An 11,655-nucleotide genomic window follows, 5' to 3' on the forward strand; every position below is an offset into this window, starting at 1 on the left:
CTCCTGCCTCGAGGGTGGTTGAGTCACAGGGCTGAGAGCAGGGGAAGCTCGCGGCGGATGGTGTCGCTCACCCGGGTCGCGTCATCGGCGAACAGATGGGACCGGGGGTCGATCCAACTCGTGTAAGCCACACCGTCGGGCATGACGTTTATGCGGCGGATCTTGGAATCCGGATCCTCTTCCTCGCTTGACTCGTCGATGTCCACGGTGACGTCGTCGCCGAGCTGAAAAACATGCACGTGGGAGTCTGATTTGTGCTGAGTGTATGTTTCCTGGACGCCGTCTAGCATCCCGAATTCCCTGACCAGCGGCTCGATCGGAATGTACTCTGCCTCGTTGTAGTCCGAATACGCTGTCCCCTTCTGGAAAGGCTCCGGGATCTGTGAGCAGGATCTGAAGATGAACTTCTTGATGCCGAGCGAGACACCCCATTCGATGTACTCGAGGATATCCTTCAGCTTGTGTACGCCCTCCGAACTGAGAACACAGCTGAGCCGCGGCGTGAACCGGTCCGAGGCATGGCTCGCCACCCAGCGCACGTCGTCCTCGCTCATCCCGCCCCAGCGGCCTTTGATCCGCATGATGTGCCGGTTCGTCGTGGTCTCGTGGTGCGCGATGCTGAGGCTCGCTCCGGTCAGGCCGGACGCAATCAACACAGGGAGCAGCTCGCGGTGCCCGTGCGGCGTCTCAACGGTCTTGGCGAGGCCGAACCCGTTCGTGTGGAGCCTGGCACGATGAAAGCGCGGTGCCACGGCGCTGACCAGTCGCGCCAATTTGGCGGGGTTGGCCGTCGGTTCGCCACCGGTGAAGGCGACTTTCCGTACACCGGCAAGCTCGGCAAAGTCGATGACTCGCCCCAGATCCGGGTTCATCTCCAGGAAGGGTCCGTTGGGAGTGAAGGTGATCTCGTTCGAGCAGAACTTGCAGGCGGCGTTGCAAGACGCCGTGGTCACCAGCGTCAATATGGCGCGATGGCTGAACAGGTATTCCGTACCGTCGAAATGCAGAACATTACAGTTCTGGTACCGGCGGCCGTTGTATTCCTCCATTTCGGGCCCGATCCTCCGGACCACGCACCGGGTCGGGTCCTCGAGGGTGGGTCGGTCTGCCAGGGATATTTCCGGGGAAACGGTCACGAGGTCTCCTTGACGAGACGGCACACACGGTTTTTCGATCAAAGGCCGTGTGATCAGCGTCGCAACGCAAGGTGACCGGAGTCCAGAGTCGCGGGTATTCAGGAAAATGCATGGCAGGAAGAGGAAAGACGTCGATCGGGGGTGTCTGTCACTGCGCAGTGACAGACACCCCCGATCGACTGGCACCGTGGACGGGGCGTGGGCGAGGGCGGGAGGGCTACGCCTTGCGCAGGCGGAACGTCAGGGTCAGGGACTCGTCCGTGAACGGGTCGCCGTAGCTGTCGTCCGCCTCGCCCTGGGCGAATTCCGGGGCGAGGACCTCGTCGGCGATCAGCTCCGCGTGTTCGGTCAGGGCCGTGACGACCGCCGTGTCCGTGGAGGTCCAGCGCAGGGTGATCCGGTCGGCGACGTTGAGGCCGCTGTTCTTGCGGGCCTCCTGGATCAGCCGGATCGCGTCACGGGCCAGGCCCGCCTGCCGCAGCGCCTCGGTGATCTCCAGGTCCAGGGCGACCGTCACGCCCGAGTCGGACGCCACCGACCAGCCCTCGCGCGGGGTCTCCGTGATGATCACCTCGTCCGGGGCGAGGGCGACCGTCTCCCCGTCGACCTCGACCGACGCCGTGCCCTCGCGCAGGGCCAGGGACAGCGCCGCCGCGTCCGCGTTCGCGATGGCCTTCGCCACGTCCTGGACACGCTTGCCGAAGCGCTTGCCCAGGGCGCGGAAGTTGGCTTTCGCGGTCGTGCCGACCAGGCTGCCGCCGACCTCGCTCAGCGACGCGAGCGACTCGACGTTCAGCTCCTCCGTGATCTGCGTGTGCAGTTCGCGCTCAAGGGACTCGAAGCCTGTCGCCGCGATCAGCGCGCGCTTCAGCGGCTGGCGGGTCTTGACACCCGACTCCGCGCGCGTGGCACGGCCCAGCTCCACCAGGCGGCGCACCAGCACCATCTGCTTCGACAGCTCCGGGTCGATCGCGCCGAGGTCCGCCTGCGGCCAGGAGGCCAGGTGCACCGACTTCGGGGCGCCCGGGGTCACCGGCACGACCAGGTCCTGCCACACTCGCTCGGTGATGAACGGGGTGATCGGGGCCATCAGCTTCGTGACCGTCTCCAGGACCTCGTGCAGCGTGCGCAGCGCCGCCTTGTCGCCCTGCCAGAAGCGGCGCCGGGAGCGGCGGACGTACCAGTTGGACAGGTCGTCGACGAACGCGGACAGCAGCTTGCCGGCGCGCTGGGTGTCGTACGCCTCCAGCGCCTGCGTCACCTGGTCGGTGAGCGCGTGCAGCTCGGACAGCAGCCAGCGGTCCAGCAGCGGGCGCTCGGCCGGGGCCGGATCGGCCTCGGACGGCGCCCAGTTCGACGTACGGGCGTACAGCGCCTGGAAGGCCACCGTGTTCCAGTACGTGAGGAGCACCTTGCGGACGACCTCCTGGATGGTGCCGTGGCCGACGCGACGGGCCGCCCAGGGGGAGCCGCCGGCCGCCATGAACCAGCGCACCGCGTCCGCGCCGTGCTGGTCCATGAGCGGGATCGGCTGCAGGATGTTGCCCAGGTGCTTGGACATCTTCTGGCCGTCCTCGGCGAGGATGTGGCCGAGGCACACCACGTTCTCGTACGACGACTTGTCGAAGACCAGCGTGCCGACCGCCATCAGCGTGTAGAACCAGCCGCGGGTCTGGTCGATGGCCTCGCTGATGAACTGCGCCGGATAGTGCGACTCGAAGTGAGTCTTATTGCGGTGTGGGTAGCCCCACTGTGCGAACGGCATCGAACCGGCGTCGTACCAGGCGTCGATGACCTCCGGTACGCGCGTGGCCTTCTTCGCGCACCGCGGGCAGTCGAAGGTGACGTCGTCGATGTACGGGCGGTGCGGGTCGAGGCCGGACTGGTCGGTGCCGGTGAGCTCGGTCAGCTCGGTGCGGGAGCCGACGCAGGTGAGGTGGTCGTCCTCGCAGCGCCAGATCGGCAGCGGGGTGCCCCAGTAGCGGTTGCGGGAAAGGGCCCAGTCGATGTTGTTGTTCAGCCAGTCGCCGTAGCGGCCGTGCTTGACCGTGTCCGGGTACCAGTTGGTCTTCTCGTTCTCCTGGATCAGGCGCTCCTTGATCGCCGTGGTGCGGATGTACCAGGACGGCTGTGCGTAGTAGAGGAGCGCGGTGTGGCAGCGCCAGCAGTGCGGGTAGCTGTGTTCGTAGGGGATGTTCTTGAAGAGCCGGCCGCGCTGCTGGAGGTCTTCCGTGAGCTTTTCGTCGGCCTTCTTGAAGAAGACGCCGCCGACGAGCGGGACGTCCTCCTCGAAGGTGCCGTCCGGGCGGACCGGGTTGACCACGGGCAGGCCGTAGGAGCGGCAGACCTTGAGGTCGTCCTCACCGAACGCGGGGGACTGGTGGACCAGGCCCGTACCGTCCTCGGTGGTCACGTACTCGGCGTTCACCACGTAGTGCGCCGGCTCCGGGAACTCGACGAGTTCGAAGGGGCGGCGGTACGTCCAGCGCTCCATCTCGGCGCCGGTGAAGGTCTGGCCGGTGGTCTCCCAGCCCTCGCCGAGCGCCTTGGCGACGAGCGGCTCGGCGACGACGATCTTCTCCTGGCCGTCGGTGGCGACGACGTAGGTGACCTCGGGGTGCGCGGCGACCGCGGTGTTGGACACCAGGGTCCAGGGGGTCGTCGTCCACACCAGGAGGGCGGCCTCGCCGGCCAGCGGGCCGGAGGTGAGCGGGAAGCGGACGTACACGGACGGGTCCACGACCGTCTCGTAGCCCTGCGCCAGCTCGTGGTCGGACAGGCCGGTGCCGCAGCGCGGGCACCAGGGGGCGACCCGGTGGTCCTGGACCAGCAGGCCCTTGCCGAAGATCTCCTTCAGCGACCACCAGACGGACTCGATGTACTCGGGGTCCATCGTCCGGTACGGGTCCTGGAGGTCGGCCCAGTAGCCCATGCGGGTGGTGAGCTCTTCGAAGGCGTCCGTGTGGCGGGTCACCGACTCGCGGCACTTGGCGTTGAACTCGGCGATGCCGTACGCCTCGATGTCCTGCTTGCCGGAGAAGCCGAGCTCCTTCTCGACGGCCAGCTCCACCGGGAGTCCGTGGCAGTCCCAGCCGGCCTTGCGGGCCACGTGGTAGCCGCGCATGGTGCGGAAGCGCGGGAAGACGTCCTTGAAGACGCGCGCTTCGATGTGGTGGGCGCCGGGCATGCCGTTCGCGGTGGGCGGGCCCTCGTAGAACACCCACTCGGGGCGTCCCTCGGACTGTTCCAGGCTCTTGGCGAAGATCTTCTGCTCGCGCCAGAAGTCGAGCACGGCGTGCTCAAGCGCGGGCAGGTCGACCTGGGCGGGCACCTGGCGGTACGTCGGCGCTGTCATCTGCGAGCATCCTCCAACGGACTTGCTGCATTCCGTCGGAGGGACGAGAGCCATGTCTTTCCTTACGCCGCTTTCGGCGCGCTCCCGCGGTACCACCCTCCTTGGCCCGCCGACGCATGGTGCCTCGGTGAGCCCCCTCATTGGGGTCGCGATGCCGGTTCTACTGGCCGCGGTGGGTTGCCTGCGGCTTTCTTCCGGCGGCTCCGGGGTGATCTTCACGTCGCGCGTGCCCCCGGGCTCACACCGTCCCCGGGTCGCTCTGGGCTGCGTACGCCGCTACTCGTCCCCATCCACGCTTCTCGCTTCGCCCAGTGTAGAGGCAGGAGTCGATGCACGCGTCGATTTTCTGTCACTGATGGGGAGTTGGCTCCGACGGCAATGGGTAGACTGCGCGCCGAGCGGACTTACTTCTGCGCTCCAGCGGCCCGGGCCACATCTTCGTCGCACCGGCCGCTCACTGCGTGTGACGCTGCGCCACCCCGTGCATCACAGGGGAAAAGGCCGAACGGGAAGCGAACGCGAAACTGTCCTGACGACTTCCACCTGAGGGGAACGCCTTGACGAACGTCGAGTCGAATGGTGCCGCCCGTCCGGCCGTACCTGTCATCGCGCTGGTCGGTCCGCCAGCCGCCGGAAAGAGCACGGCGATGCGTGCGGTCTTCGCGGCGCGACCGGGGCTTGTGCACTTTGCCGTCCGGGTCTTCTTCGGACGGCAGGCCGCAGCGGGAACTCTCCTGGGACTGCGCGCGAAGGAGTATGCTGCGCAGGCCCGTTGGCTGCCCGACGAGTTCGTGGGTGAGGGGCTGACCGCATTCCTCGAGGCGGAACTTCCCGACGCCGAGGGCGTCGTGCTCGAGGGATTTCCCCGCAACGCGGACCAGGCGCGGGTCCTCGACCGTGTGCTTGCCGGATTCGGCCTTGAACTGGCCCGTTTCGTATACATGGACGTGCCGGACGAGGTCGCGACGGCGCGCGTGGGGCAGCGCCGAGTCTGTCAGCGGTGTGAGACGTTCGTGGAGAACGGGATCCCCGTGCCGGACGCTGTCTGCCCGCGGTGCGGGGGCCCCGTGGTGCTGCGCCGGGACGACGCGCCCGAGGTCTTCCGGGAGAGGTTGCGGCACCACCGCGAGAGTGTGCGGGAGCTGCTCGCCCACTACGCGACTCGTGACCTGGTGATGCGCGTCGACGGTACAGGGACCCCCGAGGTGGTGGCGCATGCGCTGTGCGATGCGATGCTGCCCGGGGCGCTGGTGGAGGCCGGCGACACGGCGCCTCGAGGCGAGTGATCGTGACGGCCGGATGAGCAGTGGCCCTTGACCGTGCCCGAGTGGCGGGCACGGTCAAGGGTTTCTCAGCGGGGTCCGGGTGCGCCGTATGCCGCCCCCTGCGCGGTGAAGAGCCGTGAGCGCAGGCTGTTCACGGCCAGTGGTTCCGTATGGCTGCCCTGTCCGGTGATGCGGCCTTCCTCCGGGACGACGACGTGGTCGACCATGTGCACCGTGGAGAACCGGTGGGACATCAGCACGGTGATCGGGCCGAGGTGTGCGGAGACGTCGCGAGTCCGGGCCGGGAACCGGTCGAAGTGATCGTGCTCGGCCTGCGGGTCCAGCGCCGAGGTCGGCTCGTCCAGGACCAGCGGCGGGGGAGCCCTGCGCAACAGGCCCTTCACCGGGGCCAGTGAACCCGGCTTGCCCCGGTCCACAGGGCTCGGCCCTGTGTTCAGCCCAGACGTGGGCGGTGACGAGGGCGACGCGGGTGACATCGACCGGGCCGGCTCCATCCTGGCGCGGCAGGACCGATGACGGTTTGGCTTATGAGGGGGCTGGGCTTGCGCACCGGCTGGGTTCACGATGCGGCTTGATTCAGGAAACCGACGGCACCGGTTCGCCGCGCTCGTCCCACAGGGCCTGCGCTGCTGCCAGAGCCCGGGCATGGGCGGCTTTCACCGGGATTCCTAGGGTTTGGGCGGCCGCCGCCACCTCGCCGTGCTCAGGCTGCACGTTCACCACGCGTCCGCGCAGTCGCGCGACCTTCACCTGGATGGGCACACGCTCCACGACCACCGTGACGAACTCCCGTGCCGCCTCCCACTTCTCGACCCAGTGGACGCGCATGCCGATCGTCGCCGTCTCCACGAGGATCGTCTCCTTGACGGCGTCCACCCGGTCGGGCGGGCAGAGCACCGCCAGGGTGTGCGCGGGCCGTCCCTTCTTCATGAGGATCGGAGTGAGCCAGGCGTCGGCGGCGCCGGCCTCCAGCAGCCGGGACAGCACATGGGGCCAGATGCGCGGGTCCATGTCGTCCACGTTGCACTCGACGACGAGAGCCGGACGCACCTGCAGGTCGCTCATTTCCGCACGGTGTTCGGGAGCGTCCCACGGAGCGACCGGCGTGCCCAGTACCACGCGCAGGATGTTGGGGACGCGCGGCAGGTCCCGGCCGCCTGCTCCAGTTCCGGTGCCGAGGACCTGCAGGGTCGGCATGCCTCCCCAGGCCGAGACGACCGTCAGGAGGAAAGCGGTACCGGTGGGCGTACACATCTCGTGCTCTTCGCCTCCGGAGTGGGCGGGGGCACCCTCCTCCGCGAGCAGTTGGACGACCGCCGGCACAGGCACGGGGAGCAGCCCATGGGCCGTGCCGACCTGTCCGGCACCCAAGGTCGGGGGCGAGCTCACCACCCGCTCCACGCCGAGGCAGTGCAACGCCATCGCGCTGCCGACGATGTCGGCGATGGCATCCAGGGCGCCCACTTCGTGGAAGTGCACGTCCTCGGCCGGAACGCCGTGAACCCGTCCCTCTGCCCGGGCCAGCCGGGCGAAGGCCCCCAGCGCATGGGTGCGCACCTGTGCGGGCAGGTCTGCGCCGGTGATCAGCGCCTCGACTGTCGACCAGGTGCGGTGGTGCGCCTCGTCTGCGACCTCCACGTGTGCTCTCAGTGCGGAGATGCTGCGCCGCGAGACCCGCTCGGTACGTAGCCGCACCCTGCTCGGCACGACCGCGTCGATGGCGTGCTGCACCGCCTCCACATCCGCGCCAGCATCGATCAGCGCCCCGAGCAGCATGTCGCCGCTCACCCCCGCGGCGCAGTGGAACCAGGCAGTGGTCATCGTACGGCTCCCGCGGCCGGGGCCTGCGACGCCGAACGCCGCGCCACGCGCGCCGCGAACGCGCCCGCGCCGAAGCCGTTGTCGATGTTGGACACGACAACGCCGGGCGCGCAGGAGTTGAGCATCGCCAAGAGCGCGGTCAGCCCGGCGAAAGAGCTGCCGTAGCCCACACTGGTGGGCACCGCTACTAGTGGGACCCCGGCGAGGCCACCGACGACGCTGGGCAGAGCCCCCTCCATGCCGGCCACAACCACCAGGCAGTCATATGCGTCGAGTTCGGGAGCGACGGCGAGCAGCCGGTGGATCCCGGCGACGCCCACGTCATTGTAGCGGACGGCCACCGCGCCCATCGCCCGGGCCACGAACGCGGCTTCCGCCGCCACGGGTCCGTCGGACGTTCCCGCGCTGAGCACTGCAACACGGCCCATCGGCTTGGGCGGTTCGCCCACGAGCGCGCAGCGGGACGGCTCGTCAACGGTGATTCCTGGGATCGCCGCGCGCAGTTCGACCTCACCGTCGTGGGACAGGCGCGTGACGAGCACGGGCCGGGTGCTGGAGGCGGCGCGCAGTGCTTCGACGATCGGGACCAGTTCCCGAGGGCCTTTGCCGGCGCCGTACACCACCTCGGGATCGCCGGTGCGCATCCCGCGGTGGGTGTCGACCCGGGCGAACCCGAGGTCAACGAAGCCGTCCGCCCGGTCCGGGTCCGTGGCCAAGCCGGGAGTGAGCGGACCCGTGGTCAGGTGCGAAAGGGCCACCTCGACCGACTCCTCACCGCGGGAGACGCGGATGAGCAGATCGTGGACGTCGGCTCGGTCCATGTTCCCTCGCTCTCGTGGATTCCGGTCTGGTGCCGGAAGTCTAGGAGCCGCATTCTTCGACTGTCTATTCTCCCGGAGAGAGGGATGTCCTTTTTATTGTTGTTTGCCCGTCCGATTGCCCGCTTGCTGCCATGCAGTTTGATGACGTTCCTGGCGCTGTACAAGTTGTGAACGACCTTCTATCGTCGGACCGCGCCAAATGCCCGAGAGGCTTTCCGTGAGGTCCGGTTGACGGCACAAACCGAAGGGGGAACGGACTGTGCATATCCATGTTTCCAGAATCGAAAACGGTGAAAATGGCGACGACACCGGATGGGGACGTGTTTGCGTGCGGACTGCTAAAGGGGAACGCTGAGCAGTCCCACTTCCAGTCCCCGCGATCGCATCGACCTCATCAGAACGGCGCTACGGCCCTTTCCGGATGCAGCGGACGAGGACGAAGACAATGCGATCACCCGGAATGCTCGTCGCCGCGATCTCGACCGAGCCGTGGCGCAGGTGTGGGATTTGGGCTATGTCCCGGACCTTCGGGCACAGAGTGGGAAGGCGTACTGCATGCCCGCGCACGTGGTCGAGGTGACGGAGCGGCCGGTCTGCTCGCTCGGCCAGCGTGCTCCTCTGGCACGATGGCCCCGATACCGGAACTGGTCGCTCAGAGCAGTCGGGTCATGCAGATCTTTCCGCCGCTGTTCTGTTCTCGGACGGCCGGGCCAGCCTCAAGTTGTCGGTCGGCCTCCATTACACGCTCAAGCATCTCTCTGACGATATTGGTACCCGTGTGAGGCCCGCAGAAGAGGTCCGGCTGACCGACACGCTGCACGTCGACATCGACGGTATGCCGGTCACGAGGCTCAGTCGGTGCGTGCTGTCCTGGATGCTGCCGCACCGGCTCTATGCCGACGCCATGCCGCTGAACGACACCGGCGTCAAGGCGCTGTGCCACCGGCGTGATCGATCACTCGGACAAGCAGGACGCTGCCCCCACCTGGAAGAAGTCCTACGGCCGTCACCCGTTGATGGGGTTCGTCGACCACGGTCTGGGCGGCACCGGCGAACCTGTCGCCGTCCTGCTGCGGCCGGGAACGCGGGCTTGAACACGGCCGTCGACCACACCACAGCCGCCGGCCTGGCCCAGCTGCCGAATCGATACCGGCGCGGGTTTCAGACCTTGATCCACACCGACTCCGCGGGTGGCACCCATGACTTCGTCGCCTGGCTGGACCGGCGGGGACGGTGGCTGTCCTACTCGGTCAGCATGATGATCACAGATGCGATCCACGAGCACGTGCTGAAGGTTCCGGCGTCCGCCTGGACACCGGCAGTCGAAGCGGACAGCGAGATCCGCGACGGCGCCTCGGTCTCCGAACTCACCGGCGACGTCCACGATGGCTGGCCCAAAGGTATGCGGCTGATCCTTCGGAAGGAATGGCCGCAGCACCCCAGGACTCAGTCGAGGCTGACCGGCGCGGACGGCATGCCACTGACGTGCTTCGCCACCAACATCTCTGGCCGGCCGGTCGCCGAGCTCGAGTTCCGTCACCGGTTGCGGGCTCGGGCCGAGGACCGAGTCCTGCCGCCCGGGCCACCGGGCTGAGGAACCTCCCCCCATTACCTTCTTCGTGGCCCCGCAATGGGGCCCCGGCCTCTGGAGCTGGCATGACTTCTCGCCCCTGTCGAATGCATGGCCCGGGGGGCGCCAGCTCCGGTGGCATCGACAGACCGCTGATTAGGGGCATGACCACCGGCTTCTCCGGAGGCAAGGAGGCTCTTTGTAATGTGGATGTGGCGATCGGTGCCGCTGGACGGCCGGGCGAGAACGACCGGAGACTGCACGTGATCGACACCAGCGGCATCGGCGTCTACCTCGACCTGGACGTCGGCAAGGGCGAACACCACGCCACCGCCGTCACCCCGACCGGGAAGAAAGCCTTCGACAAGCGGCTGCCCAACAGCGAGCCCAAACTCCGCGGGCTCTTTGCGAAGTTGCAGGCCAAGCACGGCACCGTGCTCGTGGTCGTCGACCAGCCGGCCTCCATCGGCGCCCTGCCCATCGCGGTCGCCCGCGACATGGGCTGCCAGGTCGCCTATCTGCCCGGTCTGACGATGCGGCGGATCGCGGACCTCTACCCCGGCGAGGCCAAGACCGACGCCCGTGACGCCTTCGTCATCGCCGACGCCGCCCGGTCGATGCCGCACACGCTCCGCTCCATCGAGCTGGACGACGAGACCATCGCCGAACTGGAGATGATCGTCGGCTTCGACGACGACCTGGCCGACGAGGCCACCCGCATCAGCAACCGGCTGCGCGGCCTGCTCACCCAGATCCGCACGCACCTCGAACGTGTCCTGGGCCCGCGCATCCCCGTGCTCCAACTGCTGGACCAGTTCGGCTCGCCGGCCCTGATCCGCAAGGCCGGACGGCGCCGACTGATCAGCCTGATACGCCCGAAGGCTCCGAGGATGGCCGAGCGGCTGGGCCAGGACATCTTTACCGCGCTCGACGAACAGACCGTCGTCGTCCCCGGCACGGACGCCGCCGCCCTGATCGTCCCCAGCCTCGCCAGCTCGCTCCAAGCCGTCCTCGACCAGCGCAAACTCCTCGCCACGAGAATCGAGCAACTGCTGGAGGCCCACCCTCTTTCCAAGGTCCTGACGTCCATGCCCGGCATCGGCGTCAGGACCGGAGCCAGGATGCTCATCGATGTCGGCGACGACAGCAGCTTCCCGTCCGCCGCCCACCTCGCCGCTTATGCCGGACTCGCTCCGGCGACCCGCAGTTCGGGCTCGTCGATCCGCGGCGAACAGCCCTCCCGCCGGGGAAACAAGCAGCTCAAACGGGCCTTCTTCCTGTCCGCGTTCGCGGCCCTGGCCGACCCTGTCTCGCGGGCCTACTACGACAAGAAGATTGCTCAGGGCAAGCACCACACCCAAGCCCTCCTCTGCCTCGCGAGACGACGAGCCGACGTGTTCTTCGCGATGCTCCGAGACGGCACCTTCTACGACCCCCAACCCGCCGCCACGGGTTGACGAAACCCATAGGGGCACCCCCCCCGCAGCACACCGCCCAAAACCGCATCTGGCTGGAGATCGTGCATATCGCGCTGAACCGGCTGGCCTGGATGCTGATGCTCGCGCTGACCGGGAAAGCCAGACTCTGGGGGCCCGACGCCTGCGGCACCGCCTGTTCACCGCGGCCGGACAGCTCGTGACCACCGGCCGTCGGCGGATCCTCCGCC

General features: G+C 67.9%; 7 protein-coding genes and 2 pseudogenes. 4 read left to right on the forward strand and 5 right to left on the reverse strand.

Annotated features, from left to right (window positions below; translation table 11 throughout):
* Nucleotides 1-23 precede the first annotated feature (23 nt).
* Both MXD57_RS26275 and ileS read right to left on the reverse strand, forming a co-directional pair.
* A complete protein-coding gene (locus MXD57_RS26275; protein ID WP_250404508.1) occupies nt 24-1,049 on the reverse strand; it encodes a radical SAM protein in 1,026 nt (341 codons plus the stop codon).
* Between the two features lie 304 nt (nt 1,050-1,353).
* Entirely contained in the window at nt 1,354-4,491 is a 3,138-nt protein-coding gene (gene ileS / locus MXD57_RS26280; RefSeq protein WP_250404509.1) for an isoleucine--tRNA ligase, read from the reverse strand.
* 557 nt (nt 4,492-5,048) lie between these two features.
* Between ileS and MXD57_RS26285 the strand changes: the two genes are divergently transcribed.
* Complete coding sequence (locus MXD57_RS26285; protein ID WP_250404510.1) at nt 5,049-5,777, forward strand: adenylate kinase family protein; 729 nt, start codon at nt 5,049-5,051, stop codon at nt 5,775-5,777.
* Nucleotides 5,778-5,842: 65 nt separating this feature from the next.
* Here MXD57_RS26285 and MXD57_RS26290 read toward each other — a convergent pair whose 3' ends face one another.
* The 3 genes from MXD57_RS26290 to larB all read right to left on the reverse strand — a co-directional run bounded on the left by MXD57_RS26290 (nt 5,843) and on the right by larB (nt 8,419).
* Entirely contained in the window at nt 5,843-6,160 is a 318-nt protein-coding gene (locus tag MXD57_RS26290) for a hypothetical protein (protein ID WP_250404511.1), read from the reverse strand.
* Nucleotides 6,161-6,353: 193 nt separating this feature from the next.
* Entirely contained in the window at nt 6,354-7,598 is a 1,245-nt protein-coding gene (gene larC / locus MXD57_RS26295) for a nickel pincer cofactor biosynthesis protein LarC (protein ID WP_250404512.1), read from the reverse strand.
* Nucleotides 7,595-8,419 (reverse strand): nickel pincer cofactor biosynthesis protein LarB, encoded by an 825-nt coding sequence (gene larB, locus MXD57_RS26300; protein ID WP_250404513.1) that lies wholly within the window; start codon nt 8,417-8,419, stop codon nt 7,595-7,597. The genes larC and larB overlap by 4 nt, the downstream gene beginning before the upstream one ends.
* 947 nt (nt 8,420-9,366) lie before the next feature.
* Between larB and MXD57_RS26305 the strand changes: the two are divergent.
* The 3 genes and pseudogenes from MXD57_RS26305 to MXD57_RS26315 all read left to right on the forward strand — a co-directional run.
* A pseudogene (locus MXD57_RS26305) lies at nt 9,367-10,024 on the forward strand (transposase); the annotation flags it as partial.
* A 228-nt stretch (nt 10,025-10,252) separates the two neighbouring features.
* Nucleotides 10,253-11,446: an IS110 family transposase gene (locus tag MXD57_RS26310; protein ID WP_250404514.1), complete on the forward strand. Its 1,194-nt coding sequence runs from the start codon at nt 10,253-10,255 to the stop codon at nt 11,444-11,446.
* Between the two features lie 26 nt (nt 11,447-11,472).
* Nucleotides 11,473-11,655: pseudogene (locus MXD57_RS26315) on the forward strand (IS1380 family transposase); the annotation flags it as partial.

It is taken from the genome of Streptomyces cellostaticus (assembly GCF_023630175.1).
GTDB classification, from domain to species: Bacteria; Actinomycetota; Actinomycetes; order Streptomycetales; family Streptomycetaceae; genus Streptomyces; species Streptomyces cellostaticus_A.

Excerpts from the sequence above, each read along its gene's own strand:
- MXD57_RS26275 (WP_250404508.1), bottom strand. The coding sequence starts at position 1,049 with ATGGAGGAATACAACGGCCGCCGGTACCAGAACTGTAATGTTCTGCAT.
- ileS (WP_250404509.1), bottom strand. The coding sequence starts at position 4,491 with ATGACAGCGCCGACGTACCGCCAGGTGCCCGCCCAGGTCGACCTGCCC.
- larC (WP_250404512.1), bottom strand. The coding sequence starts at position 7,598 with ATGACCACTGCCTGGTTCCACTGCGCCGCGGGGGTGAGCGGCGACATG.
- larB (WP_250404513.1), bottom strand. The coding sequence starts at position 8,419 with ATGGACCGAGCCGACGTCCACGATCTGCTCATCCGCGTCTCCCGCGGT.